The sequence below is a fragment of the Azospirillum sp. A23 genome, assembly GCF_042938965.1.
Taxonomy (GTDB): domain Bacteria; phylum Pseudomonadota; class Alphaproteobacteria; order Azospirillales; family Azospirillaceae; genus Azospirillum; species Azospirillum melinis.
Genome location: NZ_CP170667.1, coordinates 1,787,844 through 1,809,116, shown reverse-complemented (window position 1 = coordinate 1,809,116; position 21,273 = coordinate 1,787,844). Strand labels below are relative to the sequence as shown.

Sequence of the window (21,273 nt, the reverse complement as noted above, 5' to 3'; positions counted from 1 at the left end):
TCCCGCTTGGCCATCCCGCTCGGCAGCGCTCACTTCGACGGCTGGTTGTTGCCGTGCTGGTCCTGCTGCTGCTCGGCCTGCTTCTTGGCCGCCTCATCCTTCTTCTTGGCTTCGTGATGGCCGACCGCGCAACCGAGTGCGGCGCCGGCCACCCCGTGGCCAGATCCGACCATATGACCGGCGACGCCGCCGACGACCGCACCCTTCACGCATCCCTTCGCCTCGGCCGGGTGGGGCAGGGCGGCGATGCCGCCGGCCAGCACCGCGACCGACAAGGCGGCAAAGACGGTCTTCATCATGGCTGGTTCCTCATGTCGACACGAGCATCGATGGAAGGAAAACAGCCAGCCGCGCGGCTGGGTTCCGCTCAGCGCTGGTCCAGCTTGATCTCGATGCGGCGGTTCTTCGCCAGCGCCTCGTCCGAGGTGCCGGGGTCGATGGGCTGGAACTCGCCGAAGGCGGCGGCAGCCAGCCGCTCTGCCGGGATGCCCTGGTCGATCAGGAATTTGACCACCGACAGCGCACGGGCCGAAGAGAGTTCCCAGTTGGAGGCGAACTGGAAGCGCACCGGCTTGATGTCGGTGTGGCCGTCCACCCGCAGGACCCAGTTGATGTCGGAGGGAATCGCTTTGCCGATCTCGATCAGGGTGCGGGCGAGGTCGGCCAAGCGCTGCTTGCCGGCCTCCTCCAGCGTGGCGGACCCGGACGGGAACAGCAGTTCCGACTGGAAGACGAAGCGGTCGCCGACGATCCGCACGTCCGGCCGGCTGCCCAGCGCCTCGCGGACGCGGCCGAAGAACTCCGACTTGTAGCGGGCGAGGTCCTGGACCTTGGCGGCGAGCGCCTGATTGAGCCGGGCGCCCAGCTCGGCGATCTGCACCTTCTGCTCTGCCGACGCCTTCTCCGACGTCTCCAGCGCCGCACCGATGCGGGCGAGCTGGTCGCGGAGTGCCAGCAGCTGCTGGTTCAACAGGTCGATCTGCTGCTTGCTCTTGGTGCCTTCCGCCTGCTCGCCGGTCAGAGAGGCCATCAGATCGCGGATGCGCAGGTCACGCTGCTCCAGATCCTTCTGGGCCTGGGTGCGGCTGCCGGCCAGTTGCGACTCCAGCCCCTTCAGGCGGATGTCGCGCTGGTCGATCTCCTTCTGCGCCAGCATCGTCTTTTCGGTGGCCGATGCCAGCTCCGATTCCAGGGCCTTGGCCCGGTCGCGGGTGGTGCCGAGCTCGGCCAGCAGAGCTTGGCGCTGCTGTTCGGTCAGCTTGGTCGCGGCCATGGCGGCGGCCAGTTCGCCTTCCAGCTTCTGCCGGGCATCGCGCAGCGCCTTGATGTCGGCCTGGAGGCTGAGGATCTCCTTCAGCTTGAGGTCCAGAGTCTCGCGGTCGACGCGGACGTTGCGCTGAAGTTCCTCCAGCGTGCGGGCGGTGCGGTCGCGGTCCTCCTGAACCTGGCTCAGCTTCAGGGTCATGTCGTCGCGGGTGGTGACCGAGGTCTGCAACTCGGTCGACAGCTGGGTGATGTTGACGCGCAGATCGGCGTTGGCGTCCCGCTCCATCGCCAGCAGATCGTTCATCTCCGCGATCTTGTGGTTGAGGGCGGTCAGCTGCTCGTCGCGGCCGGTCAGGGCGGTGGCGAGGTAGAACTGCGCCACGACGAAGACCATCAGCAGGAAGATGACGACCATCACCAGCGACGACAGGGCGTCGACCCAGCCGGGCCATGCGCTGGCGTCGCGGTGGCCGTTGCGGCGGCTGATGCTGGCCATGGGAACTCCCGGCGTTGGCCTATGGTGGTCTGGGTATCAGCGCGGCTGCTGGTCGGCTTCTTCGGCAAGCGCGGCGATGGTGCGGGCCAGCAGCTTGATCTCGCTGCGGATCTCCTGCACCGCCTGGATCCGGCCGTTGGAGGATTCCTCGACGATGCGGGCGAGGTAGATGTCCATGTTGCGCAGATGCTGGCGCGAGGCGTCGTCGAAACCGGCGCCGGAATTCTCCGCCAGCCGGTCGAGCAGCCCCTTCACCTCCAGCTGATTCTCGCCAAGGCGCAGGAGAAGCTGCTGTTCGGCCCGCATATGGTCGGTCAGGCTCGACAGACGCTCGGTCAGCGCCATCAGATTGGCGTTGGCGGCGCGCCGGCCCTCTTCGGCGGTGGCGACGGTGCGCTGGAGCGAGTCGAGATTCTCGGCGGTCTGCTCCAGCAGGGCGGTCAGATAGGCCGATGCGGCATGGTCGCCCGACTCGAGCCCGCCGGCGGCCCCGCTCGACAGGCGGGTGGCGCTGGAGAGCCAATCCTCCAGATCCTGGAAGAAACGGTTGTGGGCCTGGCTGGCCTGGAGTTCGAGGAAGCCCAGCACCAGAGATCCGGCCAGACCGAACAGCGAGGAGGAGAAGGCGGTGCCCATGCCGACCAGCGGCGCTTCCAGCCCCTGTTGCAGCCGGGAGAACATACTGCCGACGTCGCCGCCTTGCACCGACAGGCTGCCGATGACGCCGCCCACCGACTGCACGGTGTGCAGCAGGCCCCAGAAGGTGCCGAGCAGGCCGAGGAAGATCAGCAGGCCGATCAGATAGCGCGACAGTTCCCGCGATTCGTCGAGGCGGGAGGCGATGCCGTCCAGCATCGAGCGCATCGACAGGGCCGACAGGGTCAGCCGGCCGCGCCGCTCGCCCAGCATGCGCGCCATCGGCGCCAGCAGCACCGGCTCCTGCAGGGAGGCCGGGGCGACGCCGCTCTGGTACTGCTCCAGCCACGCCACTTCGGGGCGGAGCATCAGGACCTGCCGGAAGATGAAGGCGATGCCGGCCAGCAAGGTCGCCAGGATGACGCCGTTCAGCGGGGCGTTGTTGAGGAAGGCCGAGCGCAAGGCGGGGAACAGCAGGCCGGTCACCGCGCAGACCACGACCAGGAACAGGATCATCCGGGTCAGGAACCGCTCCGGGCGTGTCATGAGGGCGGATACCTCCTGCGGTCGGGTCGTCGGGATTATGGCGGTCATGATGCTCCGAAGGGGTGTTCCGATCAGACCTCGCGCACGGTGTGGGCGCTGCTACTCGTTCAGAAAGACGGCGTCGATGCGGTCGGCAACCCCGCCGCCCTCGTCCAGGCCCAGCGCACGGACGTCGACGCGGGTGCTGCGGATCCCGAAAGCGGTCAGCCGCTCGCGCAATGCCAGCGCCCGGGCCAGCGCCCGCTGCCGCGCCTCGCGCGCCGTATCCGGCGTGCCGCTGGCGTAGGAGCGAAGCTGGAGCCTTGCGGTGCCGCTGGCGCGCAACCGTTCGACGATCCGGTCGACCACGGCGTCTGCCGCATCCGGCAGATTGGTGGCATCGGCCGGGAACACAAGGCTCAAAACGCTCGAAGGTGGCAGGCTAGCCGCAGGAGGTGCCGCCTCCGGAGGAGGGGGTAGTGCCGCCGTGTCGGTCCGCGGCGTGATCGGAACCGGAGTGGCGGGCGTCGGAGCGGCGGGCGTCCCCTGCGTAGCGGGCTGCTGCGGCTGGGCGGGAGCCGCGGTCGGAGGCTGGGTCTTGGCGGTGGTGGCCCGCGGAGTCGGCTGGGCCGGACCTTCGGTCAATGCCGGCGGGGGCGGAGCTTCGAGCGGCTGCGGCAGGGTGAGGCGCGGCGGCGCCTTGACCGGCGGCGGCGTGCGCAGGCTGGGGCGCGGCGGAACCGACAGGGGAACCGCATTCTCCAGCGTCAGGCCGGCAGGCGTCGCGGCGGCATTGGTGGCCGGGGCGGTGGCCGGGGCGGCCGCCGACAGGGCAGCCGGAGAGAGCGTCCAGACCGCGCACAGAGCGGCGGCGGCAAGGTGCTTGCGGTCGGCGTGTCCCCAGCGGCGCAAAACGATGTGTCCCGTTAAACCTTTGTCCCGCAAACCATAGCCTATCGATCGCTCCAGCCACAACCGCTCATCCGCCGTCTCCGTTCGGGAAGGCGGCGGACGAACGGGCCCGGAGGTCAGCCCTTGGCGCCCTTCAGCAGGCGGGCAACCGGGACCTGGAGGTGGCTGTTGGCGGCAAGCACGTTGCCGGTGAAGACCGGGTTGCGGCCGCCCTCGATCTCGCCGACGAAACCGCCGGCCTCGGTGACCATCAGCACGCCGGCCGCACAGTCCCAGGGAGCCAGACCGCGTTCCCAATAGGCGTCGAATCGGCCGGCGGCGGTGTAGGCGAGGTCGAGCGAGGCGGCGCCGAAGCGGCGGATGCCAGCGACCTCCTTCATCACCGCTTCCTGTTCCTTCAGGAAGGTGGCGTGGTCGCCGCGGCCCTTGAACGGGATGCCGGTGGCGATCACGCAATCCTCCAGCCGGCGGCGTTCGGACACGCGCAGGCGGGTGTGGTTGACGTATGCGCCGACGCCCTTCTCGGCCCAGAACAGCTGGTCGCCGATGGGGGCGTAGATCACGCCGGCGACGATCTCGCCGTTGCGCTCGGCGCCGATGGAGATCGCCCAGTGCGGCAGGCCGTGCAGGAAGTTGGTGGTGCCGTCGAGCGGATCGACGATCCAGCGCGCCTCGGCATCGCTGCCCTTGGACGCGCCGCTCTCCTCCATCAGGAAGCCGAATTCGGGCCGCGCCTTCTGCAATTCTTCGCGCAGGGTGCGTTCGGCCTTCAGGTCGGCGGCGGACACGAAGTCCGCGGGCCCCTTGCGCGACACCTGGAGGTGTTCGACCTCGCCGAAGTCGCGGACGAGACCGCGCGCGGCCTTTTCGGCGGCGCGGACCATGACGTTGATGAGAGCGGAGCGGGTGGCCATGGGTGTTGGTGTACCGTTTCGTGCAGCAGGAACCAGAAAACAATACACCGGCCTCCGCGCACGGCGAAGACCGGTGATGGCAGGACGGACCTTGGAAAGGATCAGTCCTTGGCGCGCTCGACGTATTCGCCGCTGGCGGTATCGACGACGACGCGGGTCCCGGCCTCGATGTGCGGCGGAACCAGGATCGACACGCCGTTCTCCAGCTTGGCCGGCTTGTAGGACGAAGAGGCCGTCTGGCCCTTCACCACCGGGTCGGACTCGGTGATCAGCAGCGTGACCTTGCCGGGGATCTCGACACCCAGCGGCGAGCCTTCGTGGCTCTGCACGGTGACTTCCATGCCGTCCTGGAGGAAGACGGCCGGTTCGCCGATGATGTCGCGCGGGATGGCGACCTGCTCGAAGCTTTCCTTGTCCATGAAGGTGAAGCTGTCACCTTCGGCGAAGAGGAAGGTCATCTCATGCTCGTCCAGGCGAGCGCGCTCAACGGTCTCCTGGGTGCGGAACCGCTCGATCGACTTGTTGCCGGTGCGAACGTCCTTCATTTCCAGCTGGATGAAGGCGCCGCCCTTGCCAGGCTGCACGATGGCGGTTTTGGTGATGACCCAGAGCTTACCGTTGTGCTCCAGCACATGGCCGGGGCGCATCGTGTTGGCATTGACCTTCATGGCTTACTCATGACTTCCGGAAATATGGGCGGCGCGGACCCTACCAGCTTGACCGCCGGTAGGCAACGGCGCGGAACGATAACGGCGCGCAATCCGGCCGGTTGATGGGCGATTCTTCGCCAAACCGGCCGGCCGGGTTTAGAACGGTTCCAGGAATGGGACGTTTGGAACGTTTGAAACGCTTTCGCCGACCCTGTTCAGTGTTCCATCCGTCCCGACCCTGCGGCCCGGCGACGATGGGTGGAGTTTATCACAGGCAGCGGCTGTGACCAATCCCAAGCCGGCTTGAGTGCGCCGGCCGTGGATGCTCTGATGCGGCCGCACCCCTTTCGACTGTCCATCAAGAGCGCGCCGACATGTCCGCCTCCCTCCGATCCGCCGAACTTCCCCCCTGGCATCCCGAGGCGCTGGCCCGCCGCCGGCCCTATCTGGCGGCGCGCGGCCGGGTGCTGAACGCCGTCCGCCGCGTGTTCGAGGAGCTGGCCTTCATCGAGGTCGACACGCCGGCCCTTCAGGTGTCGCCCGGGATGGAGCCGCATCTCCAGGCCTTCGCCACCGAACTGCGGGGACCGCACCCCGACGACAGCCGGCCGCTCTACCTGCACACCAGCCCGGAATTCGCCATGAAGAAGCTGCTGGTCGCAGGCCTGCCGCGCCTGTGGCAGCTGGCGCATGTCTACCGCAACGGCGAGCGGTCGGGGACGCACGCGCCGGAATTTTCGATGCTGGAATGGTATCGCGCAGGCGAGGGCTATCGCACGCTGATCGACGATTGCCGGGAACTGCTGTGCGCCGGGGCCGAGGCCGGCGGGCGGCGGAGCTTCGACTTCCGCGGCATGACCTGCGATCCCTTCGCGCCGTGGCGTGTTCTGACCGTGCCCGAGGCGTTTCACGAGTATGCCGGCATCGACCTGATGGCGACCTATGACGGCAGCCACGATCCCGACCCGGCCGCCCTGGCGGAGGCGGCGGCGCGCATCGGCATCGCCCCGCATGAGGGCGACCGCTGGGAGGACATCGTTTTCCGCATCATGTTCGACCGGATCGAGCCGCATCTGGGCGAGGGCGTGCCCTGCGTGCTGACCGACTATCCGCTGTGCATGGCGGCGCTGTCGCGGCCGAAGCCGGAGGACCCGCGGCTGGCGGAGCGCTTCGAGCTGTATGCCTGCGGGCTGGAACTGGCGAACGCCTTCGGGGAATTGACCGATCCGGCGGTGCAGCGCGCCCGCTTCGAGGCGGACATGGCGCTGAAGGAACGGCTCTATGGCGAGCGCTTCCCGGTGGACGAGGATTTCCTGGCGGCGCTGGAGCATGGCATGCCGCAGAGCAGCGGGATCGCCATGGGCTTCGACCGGCTGGCGATGCTGTGCAGCGGCGCCGAGAGCATCGAGCAGGTGCTGTGGCTGCCGGTCGCGGGAGTGTGAAATGACAAAGCCCCTCTCCGGTGACAGGAGAGGGGCTTTGCGAGCGAGCGGGAAGAGCGAACGGGAAGTCGGGGCCGCTTAGAACGTGAACTTCGCCTGCAGGCCGATCAGGTCGATGCTGCTCTTGTAGTCCGCATTCAGGTTGCCGCGGCCGGCTTCGGGGCCGGTCAGGTCGTCGGTGAGGGCGACCGAGGTCTTCGGAATGAAGACGTGCGAATAGGCGGCATCGACGCGCAGATTGTCGGTGACCTGATAGCCGGCGCCGGCCGACAGCCAGTAGCGGTTCTGCTCCGGAATGCGCGGCGTGCGGTATTCGACGTCGACCGAACCCTGGTCGAAGGCGACGCCGGCGCGCAGCGTCAGCTTGTCGGTCACCTTGTAGGAGGTGCCGAGCGCGTAATACCAGGTGTCCTTCCAGTGTTCTTCCGTCACGGAGTTGAGCGCCGGATTGGCGATGTTCACGCGCAGTTCGCGGAAGCGCGACCAGTTGGTCCACTGCACGTCGGCCATCACCGCCCAGCGGTCGTTGACCTCGTGGTACAGGCCGATGGAGGCGATGTCCGGCGTGGTCAGGTCGGCGCTGGCGCTCTGGGCGGGCAGGGCACCGGCAAGCGGCGCCGGCAGGCCGGTGAAGGAGATGCTGCCGGTCAGCGTGTGCTTCACCGCCGAGCGGTAGGCGAGGCCGACGCGGGTGCCCTTCACCGGCTCGATCAGGGCGCCGAGCGTGAAGCCCCAGCCCCAGTCGTCGCCGGTCACGTCGCTCTTCACGTCGAGCGAACCGGGACGGCCGAGGCGGCTGGCGCCGAAGTCGGACGACTGCGACAGCTTGGCCTTCGCGTACTGGATCTGGACGCCGCCGCCCAGCGTGATCATCGGGTTGATGCGGTAGGACACCGACGGTGCGAAATTGTAGGTGCGCAGGTCGGAACGGATGCCGTGATAGCGGCCGATCCAGCTGTCGCCGTAATCGGTGACCAGACCCCACGGGCCGTTGGCCGAGATGCCGACCTTCAGATCGTCATCGATCGAATAGACGAAGTAGCCGGCGGGAACCAGCGCGTCCTGGGCGATGTCGCCGGGCGAGGCGTTGCCGCCGATCGAGGTGCCGCCCAGCCGCCGGGCGCGGTTGGCGCTGGCGCTGTCGACCTTCGACTTCACGATGACGCCGGTGGCGGTCTGCACCGCCTCGATCCCGGTCACCAGCCCCATGGTGGCCGGATTGTAGAACATCGAGCTGGCGTCGCCGTTGCCGCCGGCGGTCACGCCGGCATAGGCGGTGCCCTGGCCCGATACGCTCTGCTCCTTCAACGCAAAACCGGCGGCGAAGGCCGTGGAGGCGGTCGCCGCGGTGACCGCAACGGCGGCGGCGGCGGTCATCAGGCGTGTCTTGAGCGTCATCGGAGACATCGTTCCTTCCCCAAATTGTGTTATTGACGCAATGATACACGAACTGACGCTTACGTAAAGGGGCCGCCACCACTTTTTGTTGGCCACGCGAACAGCTTTGCGGAGCCTGACGGAAATCGGAAGGGGAAAAGACGGGCGCGCATGCGCGAACGCCACCGGATGGGGGTTAACCCCTACGGCGGCGTTCGCAAGACGGTCGAATATCGGCGGAGATACGCAGACTTAAAGGGCGGCGGAGGCCGCCCATCAGGCGATGGTCAAGCGATTGTCAAGCGACCCAGGCGGCTGCGGCGCTGAACAGCTCGCGCAGGATGTTGTGCTCGTCGGTCCAGACCAGCTTGGCAGTGATGACGATGGAGGCGACGACCAGCATCGGGCGCACGACTCGGGCGCCGTTGCGGATCACCATATGGGCGCCGGCCTGGGCGCCGATATATTGCGCGACACCCATCAGCAGACCGACCGTCCACAGCACATGGCCGCCGGCGATGAAGAACAGCAGCGACGCGACATTGCTGGTCAGGTTCAGCACCTTGGTGTGGGCGGTCGCCTTGCGCAGGTTGTAGCCGAGCAGGGAGACGAAGGCGATGGCGAAGAAGGTGCCGGTGCCCGGCCCGAAGAAGCCGTCGTAGAAGCCGATGCCGGTGCCGATGCTGAGCGCGAAGGCATGCTCGCCGATGCGCTGGTGGGCATCCACGTCGCCGGCCTTGGGCGACAGCAGCAGATAGAGGGCAATGCCGATCAGCAGGATCGGGATGACGTCGCGCAGGAAGCTGGCATCCAGCATCTGCACCAGCGTGGCGCCGGCACCGGCGCCGACGAAGGTGCAGAGGATCATCGTCCGCATCGACGCCGGATGGACCTCGCCGCGGCGGACGAACTTGATGGTGGCGGACAGCGATCCGAAGCTGGATTGCAGTTTGCCGGTCGCCAGCGCCTCCGCCGGGGACAGGCCGGCGGCCAGCAGGGCCGGAATGGTCAGCAGGCCGCCGCCGCCGGCAATGGAATCGACGAAGCCGGCCAGCAGGCCGACGGCGAACAGGATGCCCAGCGACTCGGGCGTCAGAAGATCCATGATTGTGTGGAAACCCGCGTAGATGCACCGCCGGCGGAGCCGGCCTATCCGTAAATCGGCGGAGCCGGCATACTATGATTCGGCGGAGCCTGCATGCTGTGTTTCAGCATGGCCGGTACACACACACCCGGCTGGCCTCTCGATGTCAGCCGGCCGGACCGGCGAGGGCAGCCTCGATGGCGGCGTTCAGCGCCCGGACCCCGGCGCCAGGACCCTGGGGATGGCCCCAGACGGCGTTGACCACGGCCAGGAAATCGGCGCCCGCGGTGACCAGCGGTGCACAATTCTCGGCTGTGATGCCGCCGATGGCGACACAGGGAACCTCCATCAGCTCCGACCACCAGCTCAAGAGATCCGGCTCGGCCTTGTATTCGGCCGTCTTGGTGGCGGTGGGGAAGAAGGCGCCGAAGGCGACGTAATCCGCCCCTTCCTCGCCGGCGATCATGGCGAGGTGGCGGCTGTCGTGGCAGGTGACGCCGACGATGGCGTCGTTGCCCATGATCTTGCGGGCGTCGCGATAGGGCGTGTCGGTCTGGCCGACATGCACGCCGTCGCAGCCGGCTTCCCGCGCCAGGCGCGGATGGTCGTTCAGGATGAAGGCGACGTCACGCTCCTGCGCGATGGGGCGCAGCACGTCGCAGGCGCGGCGGATGTCGTCCTCGGAGCAGTCCTTCAGGCGAAGCTGCACGCAGGCGACATCGCCCGCATCCAGCGCTTCCGCCAGAATCGGCGCGAACGCCGCCGGCTCCAGGGCCGGCGGCGTCACGAGGTACAGTCGGCAGGCAGGTTCCGCCTGCGTCGGCTTTCCCTTGGCCAAGTGTTACTCCCGGCCCTGGTAGATCTTCATGATCCGGTCGAGCAGCTTGAGGGCGTCCTCGCGCGGGCGCTGGAAGGCGTTGCGGCCGATGATCGAGCCGTTGCCGCCGCCGTCACGGATGGCGCGGGCGTCCTCGAACACCGCATCCTCGCCCTTGGTGGCGCCGCCGGAGAAGACCACGATGCGGCGGCCGTTGAAGGCGCACTGCATGATGTGCTTCACCCGCTCCGCCTGGGTGGCGATCGGGATGTTCTTCGACTCGTAGATCTTCTTGGCTTCGGGCTGCTCCAGCGTGGCCGACGGCAGCTTGACCTTGATGATGTGTGCGCCCAGCAGAGCGGCCATGTGGGCGGCGTAGCCGATCACGTCGATGGCCAGCTCGCCGTCCTTGGTGACGGCGCCGCCGCGCGGGTAGGACCACAGCACGGTGGCGAGGCCGTAGGACTTGGCCTCCTTCGACAGCTCGCGGAACTCCTCGTACTGGTCGTACATGCAGTCGGAGCCGGGATAGATGGTGAAGCCGATGGCCGACGCGCCGATGCGCAGCGCATCCTGGACCGAGGCGGTCACGGCCTGGTCGGCGGCTTCCTTCTGGGTGGACAGCGAGTTGGCGCTGTTCATCTTCAGGATCAGCGGGATCGACCCGGCGAAGGTGCCGGCGCCGGCTTCCAGCGAGCCCAGGGGGGCGGCGTAGGCGTTGCAGCCCGCGTCGATGGCCAGCTGGTAATGGTAGTGCGGGTCATAGCCGGCATCGTTCGGGCCGAAGCTGCGGGCGGGCCCGTGCTCGAAGCCCTGGTCGACCGGCAGGATCACCAGCTTGCCCGTACCGCCGAGCTTGCCTTCCATCAGGATGCGGGCGAGGTTCGCCTTGGTGCCGGGATTGTCGCTCTCGTAGTTGGCGAGAATGTCTTTGACGCGGCGCGTGAGCTTCATTGTGGCTCTTCCCCTGGGGCATTCTTGGAAATGGCGCCGTCTTAGCCCGTATTGGGCCGCTTTGCAACGGCGGGAGGGGCATAAAGCGGCCATTTGCCACGCCTGAACGGCCTAGGGCCTGCGGTCGGGGAAGGCCCTTGCGGGTGGTCCGGACCCGTCCGAAGGGGTTAGGGCAGAAGGGATCCTGCCAGCGTGTAGAGCCCGTATCCGGCCCCGCCGAGCACCGCCCAGGACCCCACGGTCAGCCCGACCCAGACGGCGACCAGCTTGAGGCCGCGCATCTTCTCCGGCCCGGGTGCCGGTCCGTGTCCCATCCGTTCGGAGTGCCGGCCGCCGGCAGCCTGCCCCGGACGGTGAGGTTGCGCAATCGTCTGATCCGGCGTGGTGAGGGAGGTGATGCTCATGGGCGGGTCATCCGGCATCGGAGGGAGGGCGGCGTGTCACAAAAATATCCTAAGGTGACGTTACACCACCTTTGCGCGGAGAGGCTGTGCGAAAAAGCGGTAGTCGGGCCCTATCCTTCGGCCCGCGCCAGCCAGTCGCGGCATAGGGCCTCCAGCCTTTCGGCGCGGTTGCTACCCCGACTTTCGGCGGCGAGGTCGAGCAGCGGCGGGCATCGGGTCAGCAGGACGGCGCCACGGGCCGCGGCGATTGCCGTCAATCGGTCCGCCGCCTGCGGATGCCCGGTGAACAGCAGGCCGGGTACGCCGGCCGCCAGCGCCCCCTGCGCCTCGCCGGCGCGGTCGCCGCAGTCGAGCAGGCCGGTCGATGCCAGTCCGGGCTGGGACTTGCGCACCCGCTCCAGCACGCCGAGCAGCCAGAGCGCTCCCCCCGCCGGCGGCGCCATCAGGGTCAGCGCCGCGCCGGCCGATTCGGCCGCGCGCGCCGCGGCCAGCGCGTCGCCGAGGCTGCGGATCAGGATGGGCCGGGCCGGAAGCGGAGGGACGGATAGCGATGCGGTCATGGTGCGTGCCAACGGGGGAAGGGCCAAGCGGCCACTGTAGCCGGGCCTGCCGGACGGCTCAAACTCCGCAGCCGGTCCTCAGTCGTCCCGCAGCCGTCTCCCGGCCGGTTGAGAGAATTGAGGCAGGTCAAACCCTGCGGTCGCCGTCCCGGAGTATGGTCAGTCACAGAGGGTGGGGGCCGGAGCGCCGGCACCCGTTTCATTGGAATACCTCTCCCGGGAATGCCGCGATGATGGAATACAAGGGTTACAAGGCCCAGATCGACTTCGACAACGAAGCGGGCGTCTTCGTCGGCGAAGTCATCAACACACACGACGGCATCACCTTTTCCGGCCGGTCTGTGGACGAGCTGCGGGAGTCTTTCCGGCGGGCGGTGGACGATTATCTCGACCTGTCCTGCGATATGGGCGGCGACGGCGAACAGCCCTTCTCCGGCCGTCTCGCCATCCGCATCAACCCGATCCTGCACCGCGCCGTCGCCGATTGCGCCGCGCGGGAGGGCAAGAGCCTGTCCGCCTGGATCGCCGAGTGCCTGGGCCGTGCCGCCGGGGTCACCAACGTCAAGGCCGGGTGAGAATTCGCAAAATGCGATGCTGATTGCGCATGCTGCGCATGCTGATTGGCAGAATGGCGAATGGATTGCGTTGTGAACGGTCAGCCACGCTCGGTGCCGACACAGCCTTAACTGGCATCGTATTTGCTCAGCATCCCTCGAACGATTTAGGGGGGATGCCTTATGAGCGGACCGAAGATGACTTTGCGTGCGAAGCTGTGGGCACTGGTGGCGCTGGCCGGCGCCGTGTCCATTGCGATTGCCGCCGCCGCCCTTTGGCTCGACCAGCGCAACATGCTGGAGGAGCGGAAGGAGACCCTGCGCTCCGTCGTGCATACCGCCCATGGACTGGCCACCGGATATGAAGCTGAAGTCAAAGCCGGACGCCTGACGCGCGAACAGGCGTTCGAGCGGTTCAAGGCCAATCTCAACACCATGTTCTACAACGGCAAAGACTACATCTTTGTCCAGAATCTGAACTACCAGACCGTCATTCATCCGGTTCGGCCCGACGTCATCGGCAAGGACCAGCGCGACAACAAGGACTCGAACGGTGTGTTCTTCGTCCGGGCGCTGGTCGACACCGCGCGCACCAAGGGCGACGGCTTCGTGGAATACATGTATCCCAAGCCGAACACCGAAGTGCCGCTGCCCAAGCTCAGCTACGTCAAGATGTTCGAGCCCTGGCAGCTGCTGATCGGCACCGGTGTCTACATCGACGATCTGGATGCCCGTTTCACCAGCAGCCTGTGGACCATGGCCGTCGTCGTCGGCGGGCTGGCCCTGCCGGTGGTGGCGCTCATCGCGCTGGTCGGCAACTCGATCAGCCGGCGCATCCGCCGCCTGTCCGACAGCATGCGCAGCCTCGCCGACGGCAACCTGTCCACCGTCATCCCCGAGACCGACAGCGGCGACGAGTTGGGTGACATGGGGCGTGCGGTCCAGGTGTTCCGGGTCAACGCCGAGGCCGGCCGCCGGCTGGAGGCCGAACAGGCCGAAGCCGCCCGCCGGGCCGAGGAGGAGAAGCGTCAGTCGATGGACCGGCTGGCCGCAAAATTCGAGGGGACGGTGGGCGGCATGATCCGCTCCGTCTCCACCACCACCGACGCGCTGGGGCAGAAGGTGCGGGCGATGTCGCAGGCGGCGGAGCAGACCAGCCAGCTGGCCGGCATCGTCGCCAGCGCCAGCGACGACACCGCCGCCAATGTGCAGACCGTCGCCGCCGCGTCGGAGGAGCTGAGCGGTTCCATCGTCGAGATCGGCCGGCAGGTGTCGGAAGCCAGCCGCGTCGCCGGCGAGGCGGTCGGCATGGCGCAGGAGGCCACCGGCCGAATCGGCAGTCTGGCCGAGGCGGTCGAACGGATCGGCACCGTGGTCGGGCTGATCAACTCCATCGCCGGACAGACCAACCTGCTGGCGCTGAACGCCACCATCGAGGCCGCCCGCGCCGGTGAGGCCGGCAAGGGCTTCGCCGTCGTGGCGAGCGAGGTGAAGGCGCTGGCCAACCAGACCGCCAAGGCCACCGACGAGATCGGCGGCCAGATGAGCGGCATCCAGGCGGTGACCGGTCAGGCGGTGACGGAAATCCAGAAGGTGGCAGCGGTGATCGAGCGGCTGAGCGGTATCGCCACGGCGATTTCCGCCGCGGTCGAGCAGCAGAACGCCGCAACCGCGGAGATCACCCGCTCGGTCCAGCAAGCCGCCGCCGGCACCGGGGAGGTGTCGAGCAGCATCTCCGGCGTCACCGCCGCGTCCGACGAGAGCGGCCGCACCGCCCGCGAACTGGTCGATGCGCTTGGCAAGCTGACCAGCGAGGCCGCCGGGCTGAACGCGCAGGTCGGCGACTTCCTGGCGACGGTGCGGGCGGCCTGAGGGCAGGTCGCCCCAAAGAAAAAAGGCGCCTTCCGTGAGGAAGGCGCCTTTTCCTTGTCGAAGCGAGGCTTACTTGGCGTTCGCCATGGCGACGGCGGTGTCGCTCATGCGGTTGGAGAAGCCCCACTCATTGTCGTACCAGGTCATGATGCGGACGAAGTTGCCGTCGATGACCTTCGTCTCGTTCAGCGCGAAGATCGAGCTGTGCGGGTCGTGGTTGAAGTCGGTCGAAACCAGATCCTCGGTGTAGGCTTCCAGCACGCCCTTCAGCGGGCCGTTGGCGGCGTCGGAGATCGCCTTGGTGATCTCTTCGACCGAGGTGGCGCGCTTGGACGTGAACTTGAAGTCGACGACCGACACGTTCGGGGTCGGAACGCGCATGGCGGTGCCGTCCAGCTTGCCCTTCAGCTCCGGCAGGACCTTGCCGACCGCCTTGGCCGCACCGGTCGAGGTCGGGATCATGTTCAGGGCCGCAGCGCGGGCGCGGTGCAGGTCCTTGTGGTTGGTGTCGACGATCCGCTGGTCACCCGTGTAGGAGTGGATCGTCGTCATGAAGCCCTTTTCGATGCCGACGAGGTTGTTCAGCACGAAGGCCACCGGGGCCAGGCAGTTGGTGGTACAGGACGCGTTCGAGACGATCTTATGCTCGGCGGTCAGCTTGTCGTGGTTGACGCCGTAGACGACGGTGATGTCCTCGTCGGTGGCCGGGGCCGAGATCAGCACCTTCTCGGCGCCGGCTTCCAGATGCTTGGCGGCATCGGCGCGCTTGGTGAAGATGCCCGAGCATTCCATGGCGATCTGGACGCCCAGATCCTTCCACGGCAGCTTGGCCGGGTCACGCTCCTGCACGACCTTGATGGAATGACCGTTGACGATCAGGACGCCATTTCCGTTTTCATCGGTACCGGTCTCGATGGTGCCGGGGAAGCGGCCGTGGACGCTGTCGTACTTCAGCAGGTGCGCATTGGCCTTCAGATCGGCGAGGTCGTTGATCGCCACGACCTCCACGTCCTTGCGGCCGCTCTCGTAGATGGCGCGCAGAACCAGACGGCCGATGCGGCCAAAACCGTTGATCGCTACCCGTACAGCCATGACTTCCTCCAGTTGGATATGGGGCGTCCGAATTCGGCTGGACGCCCCTTCGGCTTCTCTCAGAGACGCGCCTTAACGGCGTCCACGACCGCTTCGGCGGTGATGCCGAAGTGCTTGTACAGTTCCTGGTAGGGGGCCGATTCGCCGAAGCCGGCCATGCCGACGAAGGCGCCCTTGTCGCCCAGCCAGCGGTCCCAGCCCAGACGGATCGCCGCCTCGACGCCGACGCGCACGCCGGTGCCGAGCACGGACGCCTTGTAGGCGTCGTCCTGGCGCTCGAACAGTTCCCAACTCGGCATAGACACAACGGCGGTGCCGATGCCCTGGGCCTGCAGGGCCTTGCGGGCCTCCACCGCCAGCGACACTTCCGAGCCGGTGGCGAGAATGGTGGCCTTGCGCTCACCCTCGGCCTCGACGATCACGTAGGCGCCGCGGGCCGACAGGTTCTCGGCGGTGTGCTCGGTGCGCAGCGTCGGCACGTTCTGGCGGGTCAGCGCCAGCACCGACGGGGCGCCGGTGGCCTCCAGCGCGATCTGCCAGCATTCGGCGGTCTCGACCGCGTCGGCCGGGCGCAGGACCAGCAGGTTCGGGATGGCGCGCAGTGCGGCCAGATGCTCGACCGGCTGGTGGGTCGGGCCGTCCTCGCCGAGACCGATCGAGTCGTGGGTCATCACGAAGACGGTGCGCTGCTTCATCAGCGCGGCCAGACGGATGGCCGGGCGGCAATAGTCGGCGAACTGCATGAAGGTGCCGCCGTACGGAATGATGCCGCCATGCAGCGTCATGCCGTTCATCAGCGTCGCCATGCCGTGCTCGCGCACGCCGTAGCGGACGTAGCGGCCGGCGAACTCGCCCTTGCCCTTCACGTCGGCGGTGTTCTTGACCTTGGTGTTGTTCGACGGGGTCAGGTCGGCGGAGCCGCCGACCATCTCCGGAATCGCCGGCACCAGCACTTCCAGCGTGTTGCCGGAGGCGACGCGGGTCGCCCAGCTCGGCTTCTCGGCGCTTATCTTCTGCTTGAAGGCGACGATGGTGTCGGTCAGCGCGCTCGGCACGCCGTGGCTGAACGCCTCGTCGAATGCCTTGCCAGCCTCGGCGCTCAGGGTGGCGCGGCGGCTGCTCCAGGCGTTGTACGCCTCGGCGCTGCGGGTTCCGGCGGCCCGCCAGGCGGACAGCACCTCGTCGGGAACGACGAAGGGCTCATGGGTCCAGCCGATGGCGGTGCGGGTCGCGGAGACCTCGTCGGCGCCCAGCGGCGAGCCGTGGCAGGCGTGGCTGTTGGCCTTGTTCGGCGCACCCTTGCCGATGATGGTGCGGCAGGCGATCAGCGTCGGCTTGTCGGTGGAGGTGCGGGCCTGGGCGATGGCCTTGGACACCGCGTCGGTGTCGTGGCCGTCGACGGCGATGGTGTTCCAGCCATAGGAGCGGAAGCGCGCCTGGGTGTCGTCGGTGAAGCTGAGGTCGGTCGTGCCGTCGATGGAGATGTGGTTGTCGTCCCACAGCACGATCAGCCGGTTCAGCCCGAGATGCCCGGCCAGCGAGCAGGCCTCGTGGCTGACGCCCTCCATCAGATCGCCGTCCGACGCGATGACGTAGGTGTGGTGGTCGATCAGCTCGTCGCCGAAGCGGGCGTTGGTGATCCGCTCCGCCAGCGCCATGCCGACGGCGGTGGAGACGCCCTGGCCCAGCGGGCCGGTGGTCATCTCGATGCCGAGGCTGGGGTCGACTTCCGGGTGGCCGGGGGTCAGGCTGTGCAGCTGGCGGAAGCGCTTGATCTCGTCGATGGTCATGCGCTCGTAGCCGGTCAGGTAGGCCAGCGAGTAGAGCAGCATCGAGCCGTGGCCGGCCGACAGCACGAAGCGGTCGCGGTCGGCCCAGGTCGGGTTCTTCGGATCGAACTTCAGGAACTGCGTGAACAGGACCGTGGCGACGTCGGCCATGCCCATCGGCATGCCGGGGTGGCCGGACTTCGCGGCCTCGACCGCGTCCATGGAGAGCGCGCGGATCGCGCTGGCCATCGTGTGGAGGGAGGGCTGGGCGGAGTCAGCGGACATCTGGCGTTTCCTGCGGGTCGGGCGCGGTTGCGGCGTCGGCAACGGTGGTTGCGCGGTCGCCTTGATTAGGCGCCGCGAAACGGGCGCACCATGCAGAACCGCCGCCCACAGGTCAACATGGGATTGGGATAAGCGCGGGCATGGCAGAGGCCCCTCGTCCGTGTGGGAAGCCTCGCACCCGTTAAGGATTCGACACTGATGCATCGGTTGCGGCGTTCCGTCACGCCCCGGTATTCCGTATGGGCATTCGGTGGAAGAGTCCCTCGTGACGGTTGACGCGGTCGGCGTCCCGGCCCAACTCTAGGCGCTCCGATAAGGCAGCGGCTTGGCTTGGCGGCATGCCGGTCCGGGTCCGCCGCCCATCGAACATGACGTGCCCACAGGTCGAGGTTGACGTCCATGGATTCCCTGAAAACCGCTCTCGACCGTCTCGGCCGTGCCGTGGACCGGCTGGAACATGCCGCGACCGCCCGCGATGAGCGGGTCGTCCGGCGCGAACAGGACTTGTCCCAGGCGCTGGAAACCGCGCGGGCGGACCGGGCGACCGCCCAAGCCACCGCGGAGGCGGTGTCCCAGCGGCTGGAGGTCGCCATCGCCCGCCTGCAACAAGTGCTGGAGAGCTGACGCCATGGCGCAGGTGGATATCGAGGTGAACGGCCGCTTCTATCGCATGCTGTGCGAGGACGGGCAGGAGGGCCGGCTGCGGGAACTTGCGGCCTATGTGGACGACCGTTTGCGCCGGCTTACCGGCGGCGGGCGCAGCGGGTCGGAAGCGCAGATGATGCTGATGACCTGTCTGGTGCTGGCCGACGAACTGCAGGACGTGATGTCCGGCAAGGGGATCGCGCCCGCCGTGGACGAGGCCGCGGTGGTCGGTGAACTCGATCGTGTCGCAAAACGCATCGAAGAGGTTGCCGCGCGGCTCGAGCGCGCCTAGATTGGTACTCGGAAGGACCGCTGCCTGGTTCGACAGGCTGCAATAATCCCCAGGGCCGATAACCTTGATCTCTAGGGAGCTGTCCCTGTCCGGCCCATCGGGCCGGATACATGGCGCCCACCTGCTCATGCAGGCCATGGAGGATAGGCATATGGCCACCGGCCGAGGCGGCGCCTTCCACCCTATTCCGGGCCACCCTGTTTCCAGGGATGTCCCCGTTCCGTCCCTCCGCACGCAGTCCGCGATGACCGATCCGCAAGCCAAGGACGCCGCCCGACGCGAGGCGCGCGCCCGGCGCGACGCCATCGCCGACTCCGACCGCTCCACAGCCTCCGCCGCCGTGCGTGACCGCATCGCCGAACTGGCGCGCGATGGCCATCTGCCGGGCGGTGCCGCCGGGGGATATTGGCCGCTGGGGTCGGAACTCGACGCGCGGCCGGCTTTGCTCCATCTTAAGGAACTCGGCCATGCGGTCGGGCTGCCGGTCTCGGGCCCGCGCGGCACCGCGCTGCTGTTCCGCGACTGGGACCCGCAGGCGCCGATGACAGCCGGGCGCTACGGCATCCAGGAACCGGCGGAGGGTCGCGCGATCCTGCTGCCCTCGCTGCTGCTGGTGCCGCTGCTGGCCTTCGACCGCTCCGGCCACCGGCTCGGCTATGGCGCCGGCTATTACGACCGGACGCTGGACGGCCTGCGGGCGGGCCGGCCGGGAGCGGGCACGGTGGTCGCTGTCGGCGTGGCCTTCGCCGCGCAGGAGATGCCGGCGGTTCCGGTGGACGGCCATGACGAGCGGCTGGACTGGATCGTGACGGAGCGCGAGACGCTCCGCATTCATAAGTGAGTTATAGCTCCGTGCGTTTAACATGAAACGCGCGGAGCTATAGTTTTGTATTTGACGATCGGATTCACGCTTCAAATCGATGCCGATTTTTACGCGATCCGATCTAATCGGGAAGGTTGGGGCGATGCGGATTCTGTTCTTCGGCGATGTGGTGGGCCGGTCCGGGCGCGAGGCTGTGCTGGCGCATATGCCGATGCTGCGCGAGAAGCTGGACCCCGACCTGACGGTGGTGAACGGCGAGAATTCGGCCGGCGGCTACGGCGTCACGGTCAAGATCGCCGAGGAGTTCTTCGAGGCCGGCATCGATGTGGTGACGCTGGGCAACCATACGTGGGACCAGAAGGAACTGGTTTCCACCATCGAGCAGCAACCGCGCATCGTCCGCCCGGTGAATTACCCGGAGGGCACGCCGGGCCGCGGCTATGTGCTGCTTCAGGCGCGCGGCGGGCGCAAGGTGCTGGTCGTCAACGTGCTGCTGCGCCTGTTCATGGAGCCGATGGACGACCCCTTCGCCGCGGTGGACCGGGTGCTGAAGGCCCATCGCCTCGGCCCGGGCGGCGTCGATGCCGTGCTGATCGACATGCACGGCGAGGCAACCAGCGAGAAGATGATCATGGGCCATTTCTGCGACGGCCGCGCCTCGCTGGTGGTGGGCACCCACAGCCATGTGCCGACCGCCGACCACATGGTCCTGCCGAAGGGCACCGCCTACCAGTCCGATGCCGGCATGTGCGGCGACTACGACAGCGCCATCGGCATGAAGAAGGAGGTGGCGCTCGCCAAGATGGTGCGGAAGCTGCCGACCGAGCGGCTGTCCCCGGCGGAAGGGGAGGGCACCGTCTGCGGCTGCTACGTCGAGACCGACGACCGCACCGGACTGGCGGTCCGCATCGAGCCGTTGCGCATCGGCGGGCGGCTGAGCCCGACCTTGCCGGAACGGATGCAGTAAGGCCGTCACGGCTGCGGCCACGCCGCGCCGCAATCTCGCCATATTGACTTTCTAATCCCGTGGGTGTCGTCTCCCGCGCCGAAAAGGTGCGGTGGGGCGGCAGACCTGTTACATGTGTCGTGCGCTTCACCCCGCCCGATTGACCAATTCCGTTTCGAGGCTCGTTCGACCCATGGCCGGTCATTCCCAGTTCAAGAACATCATGCACCGCAAGGGCGCGCAGGACGCCAAGCGGTCCAAGATCTTCAACAAGCTCGCCCGCGAGATCACCGTCGCCGCCAAGAGCGGCCTGCCGGACCCGGCGGCCAACCCGCGCCTGCGCGCCGCCATCCTGGCCGGACGCGCGCAGAACATGCCGCGCGACCGCATCGACCGCGCCATCAAGCAGGGCACGCCCGGCGGCGGCGACGACGCCAACTACGAAGAGGTGCGGTACGAGGGCTACGGCCCCGGCGGCGTCGCCCTGATCGTCGAGGCGCTGACCGACAACCGCAACCGCACCGCCGCGGAAGTGCGCTCCAGCTTCACCAAGTACGGCGGCAGCCTGGGCGAGACCAACTCGGTCAGCTTCATGTTCAGCCGCATCGGCGCGATCTTCTACCCGGCCGCCGCGGCTGACGCCGACGCGGTGTTCGAGGTGGCGCTGGAGGCCGGCGCCGACAACGTCGAATCCGACGAGAACGGCCACGAGGTCACCACCACGGTGGAGAATTTCGGCATTGTGCGCGATGCGCTGGAGGCCAAGTTCGGCGGTGCGGAGAGCGCGCGCCTGACCTGGCGTCCGCTGAACACCGTCGCGCCGTCGGAGGATGCCGCGGCCAGCCTGCTGAAGCTGCTGGACGTGCTGGAGGACAACGACGACGTCCAGGTGGTCGAAGGCAACTTCGACATCTCCGACGAGCTGATGCAGAAGCTGACCGCGTAAGCTGAACGCGGG

General features: G+C 67.7%; 22 protein-coding genes and 1 other RNA gene. 9 read left to right on the top strand and 14 right to left on the bottom strand.

The genetic code is table 11. The features are described 5' to 3' along the window. Positions 1-29 precede the first annotated feature (29 nt). The 6 genes from ABNQ40_RS25920 to efp all read right to left on the bottom strand — a co-directional run bounded on the left by ABNQ40_RS25920 (position 30) and on the right by efp (position 5,417). Positions 30-299 carry a hypothetical protein gene (locus tag ABNQ40_RS25920; protein WP_199235626.1) on the bottom strand — a complete coding sequence of 90 codons (270 nt, stop codon included), beginning with the start codon at positions 297-299 and terminating at the stop codon, positions 30-32. A 68-nt stretch (positions 300-367) separates the two neighbouring features. Then, positions 368-1,762 (bottom strand): peptidoglycan -binding protein, encoded by a 1,395-nt coding sequence (locus ABNQ40_RS25915; RefSeq protein ID WP_109048868.1) that lies wholly within the window; start codon positions 1,760-1,762, stop codon positions 368-370. A 36-nt stretch (positions 1,763-1,798) separates the two neighbouring features. Further along, positions 1,799-2,992 (bottom strand): flagellar motor protein MotA, encoded by a 1,194-nt coding sequence (locus tag ABNQ40_RS25910; protein WP_109048867.1) that lies wholly within the window; start codon positions 2,990-2,992, stop codon positions 1,799-1,801. A 51-nt stretch (positions 2,993-3,043) separates the two neighbouring features. After that, positions 3,044-3,835: an OmpA family protein gene (locus ABNQ40_RS25905; RefSeq protein WP_109048866.1), complete on the bottom strand. Its 792-nt coding sequence runs from the start codon at positions 3,833-3,835 to the stop codon at positions 3,044-3,046. A gap of 116 nt (positions 3,836-3,951) precedes the next feature. Next, a complete protein-coding gene (locus ABNQ40_RS25900; RefSeq protein WP_109048865.1) occupies positions 3,952-4,749 on the bottom strand; it encodes an inositol monophosphatase family protein in 798 nt (265 codons plus the stop codon). Positions 4,750-4,850: 101 nt separating this feature from the next. Further along, positions 4,851-5,417: an elongation factor P gene (gene efp / locus ABNQ40_RS25895; RefSeq protein ID WP_109048864.1), complete on the bottom strand. Its 567-nt coding sequence runs from the start codon at positions 5,415-5,417 to the stop codon at positions 4,851-4,853. 356 nt (positions 5,418-5,773) lie between these two features. Between efp and epmA the strand changes: the two genes are divergently transcribed. Then, a complete protein-coding gene (gene epmA, locus ABNQ40_RS25890) occupies positions 5,774-6,841 on the top strand; it encodes an EF-P lysine aminoacylase EpmA (RefSeq protein WP_109048863.1) in 1,068 nt (355 codons plus the stop codon). A gap of 78 nt (positions 6,842-6,919) precedes the next feature. Here the strand turns inward: epmA and ABNQ40_RS25885 are convergent, their stop codons facing one another. The 6 genes from ABNQ40_RS25885 to ABNQ40_RS25860 form a co-directional block, all read right to left on the bottom strand. After that, positions 6,920-8,239 carry an OmpP1/FadL family transporter gene (locus ABNQ40_RS25885; protein ID WP_247879677.1) on the bottom strand — a complete coding sequence of 440 codons (1,320 nt, stop codon included), beginning with the start codon at positions 8,237-8,239 and terminating at the stop codon, positions 6,920-6,922. A 277-nt stretch (positions 8,240-8,516) separates the two neighbouring features. After that, positions 8,517-9,323: a TSUP family transporter gene (locus ABNQ40_RS25880; protein WP_109048861.1), complete on the bottom strand. Its 807-nt coding sequence runs from the start codon at positions 9,321-9,323 to the stop codon at positions 8,517-8,519. A gap of 145 nt (positions 9,324-9,468) precedes the next feature. Continuing rightward, positions 9,469-10,140, bottom strand: a complete 672-nt coding sequence (gene thiE, locus ABNQ40_RS25875) for a thiamine phosphate synthase (protein ID WP_109048860.1) — start codon at positions 10,138-10,140, stop codon at positions 9,469-9,471. A gap of 3 nt (positions 10,141-10,143) precedes the next feature. Further along, on the bottom strand, positions 10,144-11,073 hold the full coding sequence (locus tag ABNQ40_RS25870) for a class I fructose-bisphosphate aldolase (RefSeq protein ID WP_098740259.1): 930 nt from the start codon (positions 11,071-11,073) through the stop codon (positions 10,144-10,146). Positions 11,074-11,240: 167 nt separating this feature from the next. Next, entirely contained in the window at positions 11,241-11,477 is a 237-nt protein-coding gene (locus ABNQ40_RS25865; RefSeq protein ID WP_247879676.1) for a hypothetical protein, read from the bottom strand. A gap of 110 nt (positions 11,478-11,587) precedes the next feature. Then, the gene (locus ABNQ40_RS25860) at positions 11,588-12,037 is read right to left on the bottom strand and encodes a hypothetical protein (protein ID WP_109490825.1); all 450 of its coding nucleotides are present in this window, start codon (positions 12,035-12,037) and stop codon (positions 11,588-11,590) included. A gap of 230 nt (positions 12,038-12,267) precedes the next feature. Between ABNQ40_RS25860 and ABNQ40_RS25855 the strand changes: the two genes are divergently transcribed. Beyond that, positions 12,268-12,612 (top strand): type II toxin-antitoxin system HicB family antitoxin, encoded by a 345-nt coding sequence (locus ABNQ40_RS25855; protein ID WP_109048858.1) that lies wholly within the window; start codon positions 12,268-12,270, stop codon positions 12,610-12,612. Between the two features lie 177 nt (positions 12,613-12,789). After that, on the top strand, positions 12,790-14,463 hold the full coding sequence (locus ABNQ40_RS25850) for a methyl-accepting chemotaxis protein (RefSeq protein ID WP_247879675.1): 1,674 nt from the start codon (positions 12,790-12,792) through the stop codon (positions 14,461-14,463). 69 nt (positions 14,464-14,532) lie between these two features. Here ABNQ40_RS25850 and gap read toward each other — a convergent pair whose 3' ends face one another. Beyond that, positions 14,533-15,555, bottom strand: coding sequence for a type I glyceraldehyde-3-phosphate dehydrogenase (gap, locus tag ABNQ40_RS25845; RefSeq protein ID WP_391347761.1), 1,023 nt, complete (start codon positions 15,553-15,555; stop codon positions 14,533-14,535). A 59-nt stretch (positions 15,556-15,614) separates the two neighbouring features. After that, the gene (gene tkt, locus ABNQ40_RS25840; protein ID WP_391347759.1) at positions 15,615-17,609 is read right to left on the bottom strand and encodes a transketolase; all 1,995 of its coding nucleotides are present in this window, start codon (positions 17,607-17,609) and stop codon (positions 15,615-15,617) included. 399 nt (positions 17,610-18,008) lie between these two features. Between tkt and ABNQ40_RS25835 the strand changes: the two genes are divergently transcribed. The 6 genes from ABNQ40_RS25835 to ABNQ40_RS25810 all read left to right on the top strand — a co-directional run bounded on the left by ABNQ40_RS25835 (position 18,009) and on the right by ABNQ40_RS25810 (position 21,261). Further along, on the top strand, positions 18,009-18,233 hold the full coding sequence (locus ABNQ40_RS25835; RefSeq protein WP_109051808.1) for a hypothetical protein: 225 nt from the start codon (positions 18,009-18,011) through the stop codon (positions 18,231-18,233). 4 nt (positions 18,234-18,237) lie between these two features. Beyond that, complete coding sequence (locus ABNQ40_RS25830; RefSeq protein WP_391347757.1) at positions 18,238-18,546, top strand: cell division protein ZapA; 309 nt, start codon at positions 18,238-18,240, stop codon at positions 18,544-18,546. A 14-nt stretch (positions 18,547-18,560) separates the two neighbouring features. Then, a non-coding RNA gene (ssrS, locus tag ABNQ40_RS25825) (6S RNA) lies at positions 18,561-18,724 on the top strand. Positions 18,725-18,790: 66 nt separating this feature from the next. Then, the gene (locus ABNQ40_RS25820; protein ID WP_391347754.1) at positions 18,791-19,387 is read left to right on the top strand and encodes a 5-formyltetrahydrofolate cyclo-ligase; all 597 of its coding nucleotides are present in this window, start codon (positions 18,791-18,793) and stop codon (positions 19,385-19,387) included. Positions 19,388-19,511: 124 nt separating this feature from the next. Beyond that, on the top strand, positions 19,512-20,336 hold the full coding sequence (locus tag ABNQ40_RS25815; protein WP_109051805.1) for a TIGR00282 family metallophosphoesterase: 825 nt from the start codon (positions 19,512-19,514) through the stop codon (positions 20,334-20,336). A gap of 172 nt (positions 20,337-20,508) precedes the next feature. Next, on the top strand, positions 20,509-21,261 hold the full coding sequence (locus tag ABNQ40_RS25810; RefSeq protein ID WP_098740241.1) for a YebC/PmpR family DNA-binding transcriptional regulator: 753 nt from the start codon (positions 20,509-20,511) through the stop codon (positions 21,259-21,261). Positions 21,262-21,273: the final 12 nt, after the last annotated feature.